This window comes from Rickettsia fournieri, assembly GCF_900243065.1.
Taxonomy (GTDB): domain Bacteria; phylum Pseudomonadota; class Alphaproteobacteria; order Rickettsiales; family Rickettsiaceae; genus Rickettsia; species Rickettsia rickettsii.
In genome coordinates this window covers 372,038-388,598 of record NZ_LT978484.1, presented here as the reverse complement: position 1 = coordinate 388,598, position 16,561 = coordinate 372,038, and the positions used below count along the sequence as shown (strand labels likewise).

Here is a 16,561-nt window from a genome sequence, read left to right as displayed (position 1 = left end):
ATTGCAAGCGGGTGTTAATGATAAAAATTTTAGGTATAGAATCAAGCTGTGATGATACAGCTGTTTCTATAATCACCGAAAATCGAGAAATCTTATCTAATATAATCATTTCACAAAATACAGAACATGCAGTTTTTGGAGGGGTAGTACCTGAAATTGCTGCACGTTCTCACTTATCACATCTAGATAAAGCATTAAAAAATGTTTTAAAAGAAAGCAACACTAAATTAACGGACATTAGTACAATTGCTGCAACTTCCGGTCCAGGTTTAATCGGCGGTGTTATAGTTGGCTCAATGTTTGCAAGATCGCTAAGCAGTGCTTTAAAAAAACCCTTTATTGCAATTAATCATTTAGAAGGTCATGCTTTAACCGCAAGACTAACCGATAATATTCCTTATCCTTACTTACTCTTGTTAGCTTCGGGCGGACATTGCCAATTTGTAGCAGTTTTAGGTCTCGGAAAATATAAAATACTAGGATCTACTATAGATGATGCCGTAGGCGAAGCCTTTGACAAGGTAGCTAAAATGCTAAACTTAGATTTTCCCGGAGGACCTGAAATTGAGAAAAGAGCAAAACTTGGCGATCCTCATAAATATAAATTTCCAAAACCTATAATTAACAGCGGTAATTGCAATATGTCCTTTTCAGGGCTTAAAACTGCCGTGCGTACTTTAATAATGAATTTAAAGGAAATTAATGACACTGTAATCAATGATATAGCGGCAAGTTTTCAATTTACTATAGGAGAAATTCTAAGTAGTAAGGTACAAGATGCTATTAGAGCATATGAACAAATAACAAATAATTTTGATAAGAAGAATATAGTTATTGCCGGCGGTGTCGCTGCTAATAAATATTTACAAGAAGTATTAAGTAGTTGTGCTAAAACATATGGTTATCGGCTTATTTATCCACCTATCCACTTATGCACCGATAATGCTGCAATGATTGCATATGCAGGACTTGAGCGTTACAATAATAAGTTATTTACTCCTTTGAATTTCTGTCCAAAAGCTAGGTGGAGTTTAGAGGATATTAGTAATTAAAATTTATTTACTGATATCCTATAAGAAGAAATATAATTTTTTAATATTGACACTTCTTAATTTAGTAGTATGATATGTAATTACCATGAAACATGGCAATTACATATATAAAAAAGAGGTAAGTTTATGAGCAATAGCAATTATGAAAACATATACAAAGCATTTAATTGTTTTTCAGAAGCAACCAATTCTGCCTATTCAGCCGTAAATACTTTTTTAGAACTACCTAATGTATTTAATAAATATCCTACTGTTATTTCTTTAATTTTTTCTAAAACAGCAAAATTAGACTCTAATATAACCAATATAATTAAAAACGGTGTTATTATATATGAGATATCAACAACCTTAATAGGGGCAGTAAATACTTTTTATAAAGATAAAAAACTAGTCGATAAAATATTAAAAGACGGACAGAATGCTATTGATAAGCTTATTGAAACAACAACCTATTTATCGCCAATAGTTACAGATATTACAAATTCTTACTTAGTTGATCCGTATAAAGAAGAAAAAGCACTATTATTTGACTTACAAATTCCTAACTCTACTAGTAGTGATTATTATAAATTATCAGGTACTGAAAGTATAACATTAGCTGAAATTGAATATTATTAATACTAATTAATAGAATTTTTTTATTACTTTTTCTAGATGACCATACTCCTTTTAGTTGTGGTCTTGTTGCATTGCTCGTTTTGTGTCATTTCTGCGGAAGCGGGAATGACATCAAACGCGTTTTTTGAGCTATGCAACAAATCTTTTAATAGCCCGCAATGACAAAATCAATAATTATTAAACAGTGCCTTTAACAAGAATAGTGGATTATGCAATAATTCGTTATTCGGAAAAAATTAATCAACTCATTGTTACCTTCAATTCTTTATCCTTTGCATTTATTTTAACCGTTTTACCGCTACTTATTTCGCCTGCTAAAATCATTTTGGCTAAATTATTTTGTATTTCCCGCTGGATAAGACGTTTTAAGGGTCTTGCTCCAAAGCTTGGATCATAACCTTTTTCGGCTAAATAATTTAAGGCAGATTCATCAAATTCAAGAATAATATTTTGTGCTAGTAAAATTTTCTTTAAGCTTTCAAGCTGTATCTTAACTATATCATGAATATTATTACGATTTAGGCGATGGAATAATATAATCTCGTCTAGTCTGTTTAAAAACTCAGGTTTAAATACTGCTTTTACATATTCCATAACCTCATCCTTTACTTTATATGTATCTTCGTCCTCTTTCTGATTAACGAGTATCTCAGCACCTAAATTAGATGTTAAAACTATTATAGTATTCTTAAAATCAACCGTTATACCTTGACTATCTGTTAATCTTCCCTCATCAAGTATTTGCAGCATAATATTAAATATGTCGGGATGGGCTTTTTCAACCTCATCAAATAATATTACCTGATAAGGACGGCGTCTTACTGCCTCCGTCAACACTCCGCCTTGATCATATCCGATATAGCCGGGAGGAGCTCCTATCAGGCGAGAAATAGCGTGCTTCTCCATATATTCCGACATATCTATACGAAGTATTGCATTACGGTCATCAAAAAGAAAACCAGCTAAGGCTTTGGTAAGCTCGGTTTTACCGACTCCGGTCGGTCCTAAGAATAAGAACGAACCAAGCGGGTGGTTAATATCTTGAATCCCTGCACGTGATCTTCTTACCGCATCACTAACACCTTTAATTGCCTCATCCTGCCCTATTACCGATTCTCGTAATTTCTGCTCCATCACAAGCAGACGCTCACGTTCACTTGATAGCATCGTATCAATTGGAATACCAGTAATACGAGAGATAATACTTGCTACATCGCTTTCCGATACAATTTCTTTTAACAGCCCTTTATTATCCATACTTTCGGCTTCCTGAATCTTTTTCATAATCTCAGGTATAATTCCGTATTTTAGCTCACTAGCTTTAGCAAGATTAGCATCACGTTCGGCACGTTCAAGCTCGTTTCGGCTACGGTCTAGTTCTTCTTTGAGCTTTTGTGTTTGCTGTAGTTTAGACTTTTCAGCTTGCCATTTAGCTCCCATATCATAGGATTTAGACTCTAATTTTTCTAATGCTGTAGTTAAATGCTCTATTTTCTTTTTAGAATGCTCGTCATTTTCTTTTTTAAGTGCTGCAAGCTCTATTTTTATCTGAATAATACGACGGTCCAGCTCATCAAGCTCTTCTGGTTTACTTGATAGTTCTATTTTCATACGGCTACAAGCTTCATCAATCAAATCAATAGCTTTATCAGGTAAATAACGATCGGTAATATAACGGTTTGATAACGTCGCTGCTGCAACTATTGCACTATCGGAAATTCGCACTGCATGATGCAGCTCATATTTTTCTTTAATTCCTCTAAGTATTGATATAGTATCCTCAACCGTTGGCTCACTCACGTAAACAGGCTGAAAACGACGAGCAAGTGCCGCATCTTTCTCGATATATTTACGATATTCATCTAGAGTAGTAGCACCGATACAATGTAGCTCACCACGAGCAAGCATCGGCTTTAGTAAATTCGAGGCATCCATAGCACCGTCGGTTTTTCCCGTACCGACTAAGAGATGCAATTCATCGATAAATAAAATAATTTCACCGCTTGATTCTTTGATTTCGCTAAGCACTGCTTTAAGACGCTCTTCAAATTCGCCTCGATATTTAGCTCCCGCTATTAAAGCTCCCATATCAAGCTCAATAATACGGCAATTAATAAGCGATTCAGGTACGTCCTTACTAAATATTCGTTGTGCAAGCCCCTCTATTATAGCAGTTTTACCGACTCCAGGTTCTCCGATCAATACAGGATTATTTTTCATACGTCGTGATAGTACCTGCACCGTTCTTCTTATTTCTTCATCACGTCCGATTATCGGGTCAAGCTTACCGCTTTCGGCAAGCTCTGTTACGTCTCTGCCGTATTTCTTTAAAGCATCGTAACTATTTTCTGCCGATTCGGTATCTGCTTTTTTGCCTTTACGAAGCTGTAAAATAGCTGTTGCTATTTTTCTATTATTAATTCCCTTATTCGTTAAAATTTTACCGGCTATAGTATTATCATAAGTTAATGCTTCAAATATACGCTCTATGGTTACAAAGCTATCCCCACTGTCTTTAGCAATGCTACTAGCTTTTTCTAAAACTTTAAGAGCTTCAGCAGAAGAATAAACTTGTCCCCCTCCCTCAACCTGAACTTTTGGGATTTTATTTAGTTCTAGCTGAACTTGATCTTTTAATAAGTTTATATTACCGCCGGTATTATTAATAAGGGTTTGAATTATACCTGTTTCTTCACTTAAAAGACTAGATAATAAATGCAAAGGTAATATTTGCTGATGATCATTTTTAGCAGCAAGTGATTGGCTACTAGCTATCACTGATTTAGCATGTGTAGTAAATTTATCAATATTCATATAAATAATATATTTTAATTAATAAAGTTAAATATTTTTAACTAGACTATTTTTATATATAATAATTTTTAATTAAAATAACAAGAGATGCACAACTACATATAGAATTTTATAATGCTTTCATCATTAAAAAAACAATTTGATAACGATAAGGAGTTTTTATTAAATCATACAAAAGAATTTTTAACCACACCCGGAGTAGGCGTTACTTTAGAAATAAATAGAGCGAAAATTGAAGAAGCTGTTGAAAAAGGCAGCTTTACCGAGGCATTACAGGGTTTAGCAATGTTACGTCATGAGAAAACCGGTATAAAGCTTACTAAAATTGAAGGGAAAAACGGTGAAACTCCAATATTAATACGTGACGGTCGTAACAATCCCAATGAAAAAATTGTTTTAGGCACTAAAGCTTTTGAAATGCAATATTTAAATGCTATCAGAGGAGCGATAAACATAGCAAAGGGCAAAAATAAACCTGAGCTTGTGCTGAAATTAAATAAAGAAGCAGTAAAATTTATTAATAGTTTTAATGCTTTGAACATGGAAAAATCACAAGAAAACATCTAAAAAAATATGCAAGCTGAAATTGACAGTGTTGCTGAATTGCTAGGAAAAAATGGTATTAAAAATGCTCATAAAAAATTAAATGTTGCTAAAGATTTTCAAAATTTCAATGATGAGCATTGTAATATAGTAACTTTGTCAAAAGTCATCAATGATGAGGGAAAAGAGCATATTGTAGTCGAAGCGGAAGTAGCTTTTAAAGGCTTAACAGAAGAACAAAAGCAAGAATATCAAAATAGAGACGGTAAAAACTGGTATAATGTAATGCCTGAATGGAAGAGGAAGCTTGTTGATCAGTATACTGATACAATTTAAAACGGTAGGCATGTTATCCCAACCCAGTTACGACAAATTGTTGGCATGAAAAACGCCTTTGAGAAAATTGGGGCAATAACCGACAAAGACGGTAAAAATTTTGAAACATTGCTTACATCTAAACATGCAGGTACATTAAGCCTCGATTTCAAATGATATAGATTCTAGACAAAAAATTACCGACTTAAATGCACGCCAAGCTCAAGAATGGCTTGAAGACGGCGTTACTCTTCATACTAATACATTAAACTCAGGTCCTATAGGAGCTGGTGGCAATGATCCTACAATTGTTGATCAGACAAAAAAATCTATGGAAAATGTCGGTGGGAAAAATACTAATACTCCTCTTAATTTATTTAGGCTTATAGGAGTAACAAATAACTTTGCAGGAGTGAGTGATACTTTAAACAAAATAGCAAAAAATTTACCGACTGAAAAAGGAATTGATGAATTAAAAGCACATATTAAACCTAGAAGCAAATTTGAACGTTTTTTTAGGATAAATAAACCTAAAGGAAATGCAGCAGAAACAATTAACAATGCAAATTTAACGGATCAGGAAAAAGAAATATTTAAAAAAGCTGTAACATTAAGAAAAAATATTGAGCAAGCAGATATTCCTTTTAGAGTATCCTTCGAGACAAAACTTCCTTTTATATCTTTTGATAAAGAAAATATTAATCTAAATATATCAGATGTCTTAAGTAATTTAACAGCGAAAATAAGACAAAATAAACAAGAAACTAAAACCACTAGTTTAATAAATTTACCTCAGGAAGAAATATTAACAATGTGTGCCAGCGGTAAAGATAGAGAAGGGCTTAATAAACATAATAAAATATCTCAAGCAGTATCAAAATATACCGGTATAAAAAGAAACAGACATCGATAAACAATTACTTAAAAACTGTGATATTGCTCAGCAAGCAGGTAGTATTTATACGGGCGGTGCAACAAATAGGTTGTTACGGCACTAAAAAATAAAATAAAAGAGTCATTCCAAAAAGTAGAAAAGAAACACTTGCTGTTATAATGGCATTAACTGATAAATAAAATTGCAGACAAAAAAAAGATGGATAAAAAGATAGATGCAGAATATGAAAAAAAATCACCCTAGAGAATCCATCGCAATACGCAGTGATAGGAAAATTGTTAAACCGTTAACTAAATCGGTATCACAGCTTAAACCAAGTATAACCCCACCGGTTAAATTTAATAAACGTCAAAATATAGGTATGGAGAAATAATGTCAGAACTTGCAATTGTAACAGGCGGTACTAGAGGAATAGATAAAGCTACCGCTTTATAATTAAAAAATAAGGGTCTTACGGTAGTTGCTAATTTTTTCAGCAATTACGACACTGCTAAAGAAATGGAAGAAAAATACGGTATAAAAACCAAACGCTGGAATGTTGCAGATTTTGAAGAATGTAGAAAAGCAGTAAAGGAAATTGAAGAGGAGTTTAAAAAACCGGTAAGTATTCTTGTAAATGCCGGTATTACCAAAGATAAAATGCTACATAGAACGAGTCATCAAGATTGGAATGATGTGATTAACGTTAATCTCAATTCTTGCTTTAATATGTCTAGTAGCGTAATGGAGCAGATGCGAAACCAAGATTACGGTCGTATAATAAATATCAGTTCAATTAATGCTCAAGCAAGGCAGTTTGGGCAGACTAATTACTCTGCTGCTAAAGCTGGAATTATCGTCTTTACTAAGGCCCTTGCTCGTGAAACTGCTTCTAAAAATATCACCATTAACTGTATAGCTCTAGGGTATATTGCAACCGAAATGGTAGGAGCAGTACCCGAAGACGTGCTTGTTAAAATCGTTAATAATATCCCCAAAAAAAGACTAGGACAGCCGGAAGAAATAGCTAGAGCCGTGGCATTTTTAGTTGATGAAAATGCCGGATTTATAACAGGTGAGACTATTTCTATCAACGGCGGCCATAATATGATTTAAACAATTAACTAATAATAGATTAGAATATGAAAGAGATCGTAAACCAATTAATCTCTAAAGGAAGAGAACTTTTCAGTAAAAATGAATATAAAGAAGCACTTAATATATTTACCTTAAATTAAACAATATAAAGGTTTTCTACATTCTATTATTATGAAGGCATCACTTACTTGTGTTGGGGAGAGTATTATAATAATGTTGAACAAACAGACCTTTTACCTTAAGGCAGTAGCTTCATTACGACAAGCAGCTCTATATAAATCTAAACCTAAAGATACTGATGTTTTATTAGGAAAAGCTTTTTATAAAGCAGGCAAATTAAGCGAAGCTGGTACTGTACTTAACAAATATGGGACTGTTGCGAGATAATTTTTAATAGTAAAATGAGAGGAAAACAGATAAATAAATATTTAGCTCTGTCCAAATATTTTTAAAAAGAAATTCTGTTTAATATTGAGATAAAATTTATTCAATAGTATAGTAATTTAATAGAGATTTGTTTACAGAGTTAGGATTTTTATTAACAAATTTCTCTAAGCTATTAAAGTTGTTAAAACCACTAATCGTTTTAAATTAAAACATATGGCATTCATAAATTCAGAGAATTGATTTTTGGCAATTCCTATATATCTAACCCGTTTATTATCTTTTGAAAATACCCTCTCAAAAGGTGCTCTGATTTTCGTATAATATTTATCAAGGTCAAAATTCTTATCTTTCATATTATTTTTCTTTATTGAGCAAAGATGGAACCCCTTTTTAGCTGCTGCATTCTTGGCAGAGATTGTACAATAACCTTTATCAACATATGTAGAGCACCGGAGCTTGGCATAACATGCTTAAAACCTTTGCTATCAGTAACATTTGCAGGGGTAACTGCAACCTTATTGATCATTCCTGATTGAATATCGACACTCACATGTTTTTTATAACCATACCAAAATTTATTTGCTCCCTTACAGCCAATTTTAGCTTGTTTATCCTTTACAACCTTAGGCAGAGTCTCATTATTCAATTTATCATATTTTTGTGTTCTTAGTTTATCACGTTCCTCCCAAAGATTAGCTTTTGAGATTAAATGAGAAGCATCTACAAAGGTAAATACTTCACCCATATAGCCTTGTGCTCGTAGTTGATCTCGGAATTTTACAAATATTTTTGATAGTAAATTAGTGCCTATTTTTTTACGTATTTTACTAAATACACTATAATCAGGCGTCTTCTCTGTAAGAGCAAAATCACAAAACCATTTTGCCGCTGTGCTATCAGCTAAATAACGTTCCAATTCCCGATCCGATAAGTCTTCCATAAATTGCAGCAGCAAACATTTAAACAGCCTCACTATACCATAGCCTTTATAGTTAGCTTCGCATTCTACTGCTAATAACTCAGCTTCAACTGCTTTAAAATTGAATAAACTTTTGAATTTACGATATTGATGATCCACACTTATTAACTCATCTAAACTTACCATTATCATTTGATACTCAGACATATGAACATATTTTTTGTTTTTTTTAATTATACCTGCTATCCTCTCATCTCGCAACAGTCCCATATTAAAAAAAAACAAGGTGATAATACTTTTATTTATGAGGAAGCATTGATGAAAATATGTCAAGAAAATTTTCGTTATTATTTTGATCCACAAAATTATACTAAAATTTAAAACCCTACTATTGTATATACTTAATACTGCAGCAACTAATAACCCTATTACTATAGGTTATAGTAAAGGATACAAAATATTTGAGGTACTTAAAGGAAATAATTTGAATGGAATTTCTTCAGAAATAAAGGATTTAATATCTAACCCGATATCTAGGCACTACTCAAGGTACTAGCACAATAGAAAACTTATTAGAACTCATAACAAAAGACTTATCTGAAATAGCAGCTAATCCGATTAATAACACAATAACAAGCTCTACTGCCAAAATTGCTGAATCAATCTTTTCCGATAACACTGAAAGTTGGACTGAAACGGGAATAAATTTAATTAATAACACCGTAGCAAACCTTACTAATACTGCTTTCAATACAACTTACAACTCTCAAGAAAATATGTTTGATGAGAGTGATAACGATAATTCCTTGGTTGCTCAATATATAAGCATTGGTACAACTGTAGTTGCCTCCATAGCTGTTATAATAGGTGTAGGGGTAACTTGGTACTTTAGTATAGACAACCTATAGTATTGCTTTTTAATCAACAACCAATAGCAAATTCACTGTTGGTTGTTCCTCGAAAATAAAAATTGAGATTTATTTCAATTCTTTATTTATCAATTCTTTTAGCTTTTCTTTCGCTGCTTCTTTAGAACGCTGCCCTGCATAAGAATCATAATTTTTATTATCTTCAATGAAATGTACAAAGAAAACTGTTCTGTCATTTTTTTGTAGCCAACCTATAAACCATCCGATTTTACGATCCTTTAACTTTACAGTTCTATCTTGGCTAAGTTTATTACCGCTGCCGGTTTTACCGTAACGCTTCCAACAATCTACAAAATCTTCAATAAACAAAATATTTTTAGTCATTTCTTGGGCTTGAACACTTACAGGCAATTTATTCTCTGCTAGTTTCTGAAGAAAAGCTAATTGTTCTTACGGTGAAATTTTTAAAGAACTAGAAAGCCATGCATTAGTTAAACCGTTATTCTTTCCTTTATCTCCTCCTGAAATATCACGATTACCATAATCAAATTATGTTACATAATCACGAAATTTTTCAATACCTAATTCTTTAGTAATAATCTTAGAATACCAAACACAGCTATTCTTCATCCAATCTTTAGGTGTTTGGGATTGTTTCCAAACTTCAAGATAGTCAGCATATCCTTCCTTAAAAGGTAATTTTGGATGAGTTTCATCAATTAAAAACCCATCATCATAACCCATTAAACTTATAGCAATTTTAAATGTTGAGCATGGAGCATAACGAGACTTGCAATTACCTTCTTGTTTTATAATTTTCATTAACTAAAAAACAATCCGCTTGAGTTATAAAAGGTATAGTAAGTGATATTAGGGCAGTGAGATATAAAATAATTTTTTTCATAGGTTAAAATAAAAATAGGTGGTTTTGTTGCATGACATCGAGCACAGGGGATGACATTGGCTTAAACTAATTATACAGTTTAGTAAATTTCCTGAGATTGATCTTCCTTACTCGGTACATAATCAAAAATATCATTATTATCTTGATTATCAATCATATCTTCATTCTCAAGCATCTGAACATTATTTACTTTAAATGCTTCTATAACAGTACCGCTTGGTGTAATTTTACCAGTTGCTCTATCTACGGCGATTAGCTTAATTGAATCTGGAACTTTGAAAGGCAGCGATGGCTTATCCTTATAAGCATTACTCATAAAATCAATAAAAATCGGTAATACTACGTTTGAACCTGTTGCTCTTTTTCCAAGCTCTTTCGGTGTATCATAACCCACATAACTGCCGACTACTATTTTGGGTGTAAAACCTATAAACCATGTATCTTTACTATCGTTACTAGTACCGGTTTTTCCGCCGATAATTTTCCCTAACTTCTTCGCAGCATAACCGGTACCTCTATCTATTGCTCCGGTTAAAAACGAAGTAATTTGATAATCACTAGCTTCATCCGTAACTCTATAGATATATTCTTTCGGTATTTCTAATATTGCGGTATCTAAATTACTATCCGAAACATTACAAGCAAGACATTCTCTATCATCTCGCCTATAAATAATTTTACCGTTACGATCTTTAATTAATTCTACAAAATGAGGCTCCACTTTTTTACCGCCGTTAGCAATAATTGCATAAGCATTAGTCATTCTGCTAAGTGTGGTTTCAATTGAACCAAGTACCATAGAGTAAACTTTTTTTGGTTCATTATTAATACCGAAACGCTTAATTATATCAACGATTTTTGTAAGTCCTACGGCAGTTGCAACTCTTACGGTTATAAGATTACGAGATTTTTCAAGACCAGTACGCATAGTGATTTCACCTAAAAACTTACCCTCATAATTTTTAGGACGCCAACTAGGCATCCCTGGACCTTGCGAAATCTCAATAGGTCCATCATTAAAAATCTGATTCGGCTTAACACCATTTTCAAGAGCTGCTAAATACACAAAGGTTTTACTCAAAGAACCGGGTTGACGCAGTGCTTGAGTTACTCTATCAAATTTACTTGTGGAAAAATCATAACCGCCGACGCTTGCAAGTACCTGTCCGGTATTTGGGTTCATAACCATAATAGCACCGTTTACTTCAGGAATCTGACGAAGAGCATACCCCTCTTTTATAGCCTCAACCACTATCACATCACCTTTTTTAAGCAAGGTCTTAACTGATTTAAGATTACTTCTTGCCCATTTCATTTCAGCAATAGGCATCTTAGATTTGCTGCCGTCTATAAGTCCAATCTCTACATGATTATCGGCTACATCTAGAACTACAGCTAATTTATACTCTAAAAGCGATGGAGGAGTCGGTAGTTTTTTTAGCTCTCCTTGCCAATTATCAAGAGAAATATTAGCTATAGGCTTTCTAAAACCACGCCTTCTATCAAACTCCCTTAGACCTTTTCTTAGAGAGTTTTCAGCTAATTGCTGCATCTTTGCATCTAAAGAAGTAATGATAGTAAGACCTCCGGTATAAAATTCTTCCTTACTATTTAACATCCTAATTACTTCTTCTCTGACCTGTGCAGCATAATAATCTGCCGTAACAGTTTCTTCCTTAGCTCGTTTACGTAAAACTATCGGGCTATCCATAGCTTCTTTCGCAGCGTCTCTTGTTATATAACCATCTTCAAACATACGTGCTATTACGTAATCACGACGAGCTTTTACTCTAGCATAGTTTCTCTCAGGATTAAGTTCGGAAGGGGCTTTAGGCAGTGCCGCAATAAAAGCTGATTCTGCAATAGTAAGTTCCTCTACGGATTTATTAAAATAATTTTGTGCAGCTGCCGCAACACCGTATGCACCACGACCAAAAAATGTTTGATTAAGATATAATTCTAAAATTTGATCCTTAGTAAATACTCTTGAAATCATATAAGAAAGAATCGCTTCTTTAATCTTACGTTCAAGAGAAACTTCGTTAGTTAGCAGAAAATTTTTAACCACTTGCTGAGTAATGGTAGACGCTCCTTCCATACGCCTATGATGTAAATAATTAGATATGTTTAAAAATGCCGCTCTAACTATTCCAAGCAAATCAACGCCGGGATGGTTATAGAAATTCTTATCCTCAGCTGCAATAAAACTTTCTATTAGCGAACTCGGTACGCTATTAATCGGTACAAATACACGACGTTCAAAAGCGTACTCCTCCATTAATTTGCCGTCACGGGAATAAATACGCGTTACCGACGGTGGATAATAACGTGCAAGCTGTGAGTAATCAGGCAAATCACGTGAATAGTGGTATATTATATAAGCAGTAATCCCGCAACCTACTAAAATAAGGAAGACAAAAATTTTTAAACAAAAAAGAAGAGATTTATACATGACTTATAATATTTCGCCGGTTAAACTATTAAGTGAAGCCTTAGTAATTTTTACATCAATGATTTTACCAAGTAAAGATTTATTAGGGTTTTGGATATATACGGACTGCATGTATGGAGTTTTACCTATTATCTGGTCGTCGAATTTACCATTGCGATCAAATAGAACTTTCATAGTACTACCAACACAACTTGCATTAAAAGCTAGTTGCTGAGCCATGAGTTCTTGTTGTAATATAGTTAATCTCTCTGATTTTATATGTTCAGGTATTTGGTCGGTTCTAGTTGCACCAGGTGTGCCGGGACGTGGGCTATATTTAAACGAATAACACTGACCGTATTTTACTCTGCGGACCAAATCTAACGTATCCTCAAAATCTTCATCTGTTTCACCGGGAAACCCGACAATAAAATCAGAGGATAAAACTATATCGGGCCTTGCTTCTCTTAAGCGATTAATTATATCAAAATAATATTCCCAATCATGTTTGCGGTTCATGGCTTTTAATATTTTATTTGAACCTGACTGCACCGGTAGATGTAGAAACGGCATTAATTTAGGTTCGGTACCGTGCAGCTTTATTAGATCATCATTCATATCTATCGGGTGTGAGGTGGTATAACGTAATCTCTCTAAATTGGGAATTTGTGCTAGATGTTTGAGTAAATCGGCTAGACTAAATATTTTATCTGCAGGACCTTTACCATGATATGCATTGACATTTTGTCCAAGTAACATAATTTCTTTAGCACCGCTACTAACTACTTTTAGTGCTTCTCTGTAAACCTGCTCTACATTTCTTGAAAATTCAGCACCTCTAGTATAAGGTACTACACAGAAAGTACAAAATTTATCGCACCCTTCCTGTACCGATATAAAGGCACTTGTTCCTTGCGGATATAATTGCTCAGGTAGCTGATCAAATTTTGCTTCTTCAACAAAATCAAGATCGATTAAGTGCTTTTCGTGTCTAACGACTTTTGAGATTAATTCCGGTAGGTTATAATAAGATTGCGGACCGACAACAATATCAACATAAGGAGTTCTTGTAAAAATCTCCTCCCCTTCCGCCTGTGCAACACAACCGGATACAACTATTATTGCAGAACTTAAACCTTGTTTTGTTCTGGTATCTTGTAGTTTCTTAATACGACCGAGTTCAGAATAAGTTTTCTCGGCTGCTTTCTCTCTGATATGACAAGTATTTAGAATAATAACATCTGCTTCTTCAATATTTTCAGTAGGTTCATAGCCAAAGGGATAAAGCAAATCCTGCATCTTAACGGAGTCATAAACATTCATCTGACATCCGTAGGTCTTAATATAAAGTTTCTTACTCATAATTTTTTATATATATCTTTAAACTAAAAGCCTAGTATACGAAGATCAACTGCAAAAAGAGCGAAGAGTTCACAAGGCAAGATGAGCTGTAATGTAATACACGAGAACCGAAGCTCTTGTAGAACGACTCAGCCAATTTTTGCAGTTCATCGAATATACTATAAAAAGTTTTATATTATACTATATTTATATCAATCTTTAAACTAAAACCTTGATGGGCATTGCTCAATAACTATAGATATCTTTAAAAGCCCCCGTCATTGCGAGGAAAAACTGCAAGTTTTGACGAAGCAATCCAGTTAAAAATGCTAATATTTAGATTTTTATTATTTTTGCTAGATTGCCACGCTCCTTGCAGTCGCTCGCAATGACGACTCGGTATCCACACAGGTAATGCTGAGTTAGGAATGACACTCAATCCTTACGGATTAATTCTTGCTGTGCAGATTCTTGCGGTGATTTCTTTTAATTTTTCTATTCTTTCAATAAGACAAAGCAGCTGTTCTTTAGTAATTTTATAGTTTTTATCATATCTTGCATCAACATAAGCTTTTTCAAGAAGCTCAAAACACTTTTTTTGTTCTTCGGTTAATTGAAGAAATACACTCCATAATTCATTGTCATAATTTCCTGCCATGCTACCTAGTTCTTGTAAATTATGTAATTTAGGTTTGTAGTTTGAGAAAACTAATAAAATAGTACTGTAAAGACTTTCCGTAGCTTGATGAAGGGCAAAGGCTGATAAAAAGCATACTCCAAATCGTTTAAATAAGTAGTTGCCCCTTTTAAAAAACCTTTACCTCTACCAAACCAATATTCATAATAATCTTTAGCGATGTCTTTCATCTCGCTCCAAGGTAAATCTTTAGCCTCGCTAAGTATAAATTCACCGCTATCATATAAAAGAATACCTTCTTTTTTTATATCGGTATAAAAATAACGTCCTTTTTCTAACTGCCTACTTATTTCCTCTATTGACTCTAGAATTATCGATATTCTTGAATCATACGGAATAATTTGCTTAGGGTTTATTATTCCTGTGTTTTCTAATCTTATATATATATTATCTTTTAATCTTAAAGCAGTGTATCCTTTATATTTACCTTTTTTCAGAATTATATCAGTATCGCTATGATAGCCGTAAGGTAGATCACGTACCCAATCTCCTCCAGCAAAAGAGCCGTACAAGATAATCATAGCGATTTTTCCTGTGCAATATCTAAAATCTGCTGCACTATAAAATTAAGCCTTGCTCTAATTTTAAGAGAACGTTCGGGTAAGGTGGTTTTCATTTAAATATCTATACTTTATATTTTTCTGCTTTTAGCTTTTTTATTTCTTTTATTGTAAGCTTAGTATATCGTGCTATTTTCTCTATAGGTTCATTCTCTATTAGCATTTCTTTTGCAGTTTCAATTTTCTCTTTCTCTATGCCCTTCTCCATCCTGGCATTAAACTTTTCTTCAAACTTGTCTATTTCTTTTTATATAGCCATTTCAGCTCTAAAATAATCATCATGCTCCTGTTCTGTCCATTTATATTGCTCTAAACTTGCATATGCCGATAACACAATTTCATTTTTAATCTCTTTTGGCGGTTCTTATTCTTGCGAAGCATATTTTAATAAATGCAACCATTCATCGGTATTATCTTTAAGATCATTTTTTTTAAACTTTCCTAGTTCAATAAATACATAAGTTAATGAAAACAAATATTGTTTATGGGTATTACTTTCTTTTATATGATGATAGCTAATATACGGCAATTCATCAGGCAAAGCTTTTGCTCCTATGATAGAAATTATTACTACCGGCAATAAATCCTTATGTTTCATACCCTTCTTAATTTGACTAACGTAGGTATAACAACTGTAAAGCTGCGTTCTATTAAGATAATCTTTCTCCATTTTACGCTGCATCTCGATTATATACCATCTACCGGTTTCATCTTTAACTTGTAGATCGAACAAACTTCTTTGCCCTTCAAGAAATAAAGGTAACTGTTCAGTAGTTATATAGCTTAAATCTATGATTCTATCTCCTTGCGATAACCTAAGAAGAGAGTTCAATAAATTTATTAATTTTACTTTAGCGCTAAATAATTTTTTAAATGCGACATCATTTGTACCGTCTAAATATCTTTGGATAAATAATTATATCTTTGGTGAATTTTTATACATAGCAAATTAACTTCAAATAGTAAATTACTTTTACAATTTATTATCGGTACTAGGCTTCTTGCATCACCTATCTTAATAAAGAGGAACTTGAAGAAAGCACGGAACACAGCACTGTAGCGTACATAAAAGTGCGTGAGGATGCGAGTACCGGATTGACGTACAAATTTTACCTTTAGAAGGAGGTTATGCAAGAAGC

The 16,561-nt window shown here is 33.3% G+C and carries 19 protein-coding genes and 2 pseudogenes; 8 read left to right on the top strand and 13 right to left on the bottom strand.

What is annotated here, in order from left to right; translation table 11 throughout:
• Positions 1-17 precede the first annotated feature (17 nt).
• Together tsaD and C4Q30_RS04955 are read left to right on the top strand one after the other, a co-directional pair.
• Positions 18-1,052: a tRNA (adenosine(37)-N6)-threonylcarbamoyltransferase complex transferase subunit TsaD gene (tsaD, locus tag C4Q30_RS04960; protein ID WP_103897385.1), complete on the top strand. Its 1,035-nt coding sequence runs from the start codon at positions 18-20 to the stop codon at positions 1,050-1,052.
• A gap of 126 nt (positions 1,053-1,178) precedes the next feature.
• Entirely contained in the window at positions 1,179-1,670 is a 492-nt protein-coding gene (locus tag C4Q30_RS04955) for a DUF5424 family protein (protein WP_103897384.1), read from the top strand.
• A gap of 240 nt (positions 1,671-1,910) precedes the next feature.
• On the opposite strand, the gene clpB is transcribed toward C4Q30_RS04955, so the two are convergent.
• Positions 1,911-4,484: an ATP-dependent chaperone ClpB gene (gene clpB / locus C4Q30_RS04950; protein WP_103897383.1), complete on the bottom strand. Its 2,574-nt coding sequence runs from the start codon at positions 4,482-4,484 to the stop codon at positions 1,911-1,913.
• Positions 4,485-4,598: 114 nt separating this feature from the next.
• Between clpB and C4Q30_RS04945 the strand changes: the two genes are divergently transcribed.
• From C4Q30_RS04945 to C4Q30_RS04920, 6 genes and pseudogenes are all read left to right on the top strand, one after another.
• Positions 4,599-5,051 (top strand): hypothetical protein, encoded by a 453-nt coding sequence (locus C4Q30_RS04945; protein WP_245207488.1) that lies wholly within the window; start codon positions 4,599-4,601, stop codon positions 5,049-5,051.
• Between the two features lie 6 nt (positions 5,052-5,057).
• The gene (locus tag C4Q30_RS04940; RefSeq protein ID WP_245207487.1) at positions 5,058-5,363 is read left to right on the top strand and encodes a hypothetical protein; all 306 of its coding nucleotides are present in this window, start codon (positions 5,058-5,060) and stop codon (positions 5,361-5,363) included.
• A 310-nt stretch (positions 5,364-5,673) separates the two neighbouring features.
• Entirely contained in the window at positions 5,674-6,255 is a 582-nt protein-coding gene (locus tag C4Q30_RS09740) for a hypothetical protein (RefSeq protein WP_245207486.1), read from the top strand.
• 205 nt (positions 6,256-6,460) lie between these two features.
• Complete coding sequence (locus tag C4Q30_RS08825) at positions 6,461-6,610, top strand: hypothetical protein (RefSeq protein ID WP_159344234.1); 150 nt, start codon at positions 6,461-6,463, stop codon at positions 6,608-6,610.
• A pseudogene (locus tag C4Q30_RS04925) lies at positions 6,610-7,332 on the top strand (SDR family oxidoreductase). Before C4Q30_RS08825 ends, C4Q30_RS04925 begins: the two are co-directional and overlap by 1 nt.
• A 153-nt stretch (positions 7,333-7,485) precedes the next feature.
• Complete coding sequence (locus C4Q30_RS04920) at positions 7,486-7,701, top strand: hypothetical protein (RefSeq protein WP_103897381.1); 216 nt, start codon at positions 7,486-7,488, stop codon at positions 7,699-7,701.
• Positions 7,702-7,865: 164 nt separating this feature from the next.
• Here the strand turns inward: C4Q30_RS04920 and C4Q30_RS09050 are convergent, their stop codons facing one another.
• The 12 genes and pseudogenes from C4Q30_RS09050 to C4Q30_RS09720 form a co-directional block, all read right to left on the bottom strand.
• Positions 7,866-8,054 carry a hypothetical protein gene (locus C4Q30_RS09050; protein WP_103897023.1) on the bottom strand — a complete coding sequence of 63 codons (189 nt, stop codon included), beginning with the start codon at positions 8,052-8,054 and terminating at the stop codon, positions 7,866-7,868.
• Between the two features lie 11 nt (positions 8,055-8,065).
• Complete coding sequence (locus tag C4Q30_RS04910; protein ID WP_209445208.1) at positions 8,066-8,890, bottom strand: transposase; 825 nt, start codon at positions 8,888-8,890, stop codon at positions 8,066-8,068.
• Positions 8,891-9,164: 274 nt separating this feature from the next.
• Positions 9,165-9,371, bottom strand: a complete 207-nt coding sequence (locus C4Q30_RS08820; protein WP_014014823.1) for a hypothetical protein — start codon at positions 9,369-9,371, stop codon at positions 9,165-9,167.
• 226 nt (positions 9,372-9,597) lie between these two features.
• Entirely contained in the window at positions 9,598-9,873 is a 276-nt protein-coding gene (locus C4Q30_RS04905) for a penicillin-binding transpeptidase domain-containing protein (RefSeq protein ID WP_209445207.1), read from the bottom strand.
• A 165-nt stretch (positions 9,874-10,038) separates the two neighbouring features.
• Positions 10,039-10,311, bottom strand: a complete 273-nt coding sequence (locus C4Q30_RS04900; protein ID WP_103897378.1) for a penicillin-binding transpeptidase domain-containing protein — start codon at positions 10,309-10,311, stop codon at positions 10,039-10,041.
• 161 nt (positions 10,312-10,472) lie between these two features.
• On the bottom strand, positions 10,473-12,845 hold the full coding sequence (locus C4Q30_RS04895) for a penicillin-binding protein 1A (RefSeq protein WP_103897377.1): 2,373 nt from the start codon (positions 12,843-12,845) through the stop codon (positions 10,473-10,475).
• Positions 12,846-12,848: 3 nt separating this feature from the next.
• Positions 12,849-14,186 (bottom strand): tRNA (N6-isopentenyl adenosine(37)-C2)-methylthiotransferase MiaB, encoded by a 1,338-nt coding sequence (miaB, locus tag C4Q30_RS04890; RefSeq protein WP_103897376.1) that lies wholly within the window; start codon positions 14,184-14,186, stop codon positions 12,849-12,851.
• A 244-nt stretch (positions 14,187-14,430) separates the two neighbouring features.
• Positions 14,431-14,604 carry a hypothetical protein gene (locus tag C4Q30_RS08815; RefSeq protein WP_198913037.1) on the bottom strand — a complete coding sequence of 58 codons (174 nt, stop codon included), beginning with the start codon at positions 14,602-14,604 and terminating at the stop codon, positions 14,431-14,433.
• Positions 14,605-14,607: 3 nt separating this feature from the next.
• Positions 14,608-14,883, bottom strand: coding sequence for a HEPN domain-containing protein (locus tag C4Q30_RS09735; protein ID WP_245207568.1), 276 nt, complete (start codon positions 14,881-14,883; stop codon positions 14,608-14,610).
• The gene (locus C4Q30_RS09730) at positions 14,874-15,383 is read right to left on the bottom strand and encodes a hypothetical protein (RefSeq protein ID WP_245207485.1); all 510 of its coding nucleotides are present in this window, start codon (positions 15,381-15,383) and stop codon (positions 14,874-14,876) included. Before C4Q30_RS09730 ends, C4Q30_RS09735 begins: the two co-directional genes overlap by 10 nt.
• Before the next feature lie 103 nt (positions 15,384-15,486).
• Complete coding sequence (locus tag C4Q30_RS09725; RefSeq protein WP_198913036.1) at positions 15,487-15,630, bottom strand: hypothetical protein; 144 nt, start codon at positions 15,628-15,630, stop codon at positions 15,487-15,489.
• 39 nt (positions 15,631-15,669) lie between these two features.
• A pseudogene (locus C4Q30_RS09720) lies at positions 15,670-16,332 on the bottom strand (Rpn family recombination-promoting nuclease/putative transposase).
• Positions 16,333-16,561: the final 229 nt, after the last annotated feature.

What these genes read in the sequence shown, in the direction of transcription:
- C4Q30_RS04940 (WP_245207487.1), top strand. Translation starts at nt 5,058, where the DNA reads ATGCAAGCTGAAATTGACAGTGTTGCTGAATTGCTAGGAAAAAATGGT.
- tsaD (WP_103897385.1), top strand. Translation starts at nt 18, where the DNA reads ATGATAAAAATTTTAGGTATAGAATCAAGCTGTGATGATACAGCTGTT.
- C4Q30_RS04955 (WP_103897384.1), top strand. Translation starts at nt 1,179, where the DNA reads ATGAGCAATAGCAATTATGAAAACATATACAAAGCATTTAATTGTTTT.
- C4Q30_RS09740 (WP_245207486.1), top strand. Translation starts at nt 5,674, where the DNA reads ATGGAAAATGTCGGTGGGAAAAATACTAATACTCCTCTTAATTTATTT.
- C4Q30_RS09050 (WP_103897023.1), bottom strand. Translation starts at nt 8,054, where the DNA reads ATGAAAGATAAGAATTTTGACCTTGATAAATATTATACGAAAATCAGA.
- C4Q30_RS04910 (WP_209445208.1), bottom strand. Translation starts at nt 8,890, where the DNA reads ATGGGACTGTTGCGAGATGAGAGGATAGCAGGTATAATTAAAAAAAAC.
- C4Q30_RS04900 (WP_103897378.1), bottom strand. Translation starts at nt 10,311, where the DNA reads ATGAAAATTATAAAACAAGAAGGTAATTGCAAGTCTCGTTATGCTCCA.
- C4Q30_RS09730 (WP_245207485.1), bottom strand. Translation starts at nt 15,383, where the DNA reads ATGATTATCTTGTACGGCTCTTTTGCTGGAGGAGATTGGGTACGTGAT.
- C4Q30_RS08825 (WP_159344234.1), top strand. Translation starts at nt 6,461, where the DNA reads ATGAAAAAAAATCACCCTAGAGAATCCATCGCAATACGCAGTGATAGG.
- clpB (WP_103897383.1), bottom strand. Translation starts at nt 4,484, where the DNA reads ATGAATATTGATAAATTTACTACACATGCTAAATCAGTGATAGCTAGT.
- miaB (WP_103897376.1), bottom strand. Translation starts at nt 14,186, where the DNA reads ATGAGTAAGAAACTTTATATTAAGACCTACGGATGTCAGATGAATGTT.
- C4Q30_RS04905 (WP_209445207.1), bottom strand. Translation starts at nt 9,873, where the DNA reads ATGACTAAAAATATTTTGTTTATTGAAGATTTTGTAGATTGTTGGAAG.
- C4Q30_RS04895 (WP_103897377.1), bottom strand. Translation starts at nt 12,845, where the DNA reads ATGTATAAATCTCTTCTTTTTTGTTTAAAAATTTTTGTCTTCCTTATT.
- C4Q30_RS04945 (WP_245207488.1), top strand. Translation starts at nt 4,599, where the DNA reads ATGCTTTCATCATTAAAAAAACAATTTGATAACGATAAGGAGTTTTTA.
- C4Q30_RS09725 (WP_198913036.1), bottom strand. Translation starts at nt 15,630, where the DNA reads ATGGAGAAGGGCATAGAGAAAGAGAAAATTGAAACTGCAAAAGAAATG.
- C4Q30_RS04920 (WP_103897381.1), top strand. Translation starts at nt 7,486, where the DNA reads ATGAAGGCATCACTTACTTGTGTTGGGGAGAGTATTATAATAATGTTG.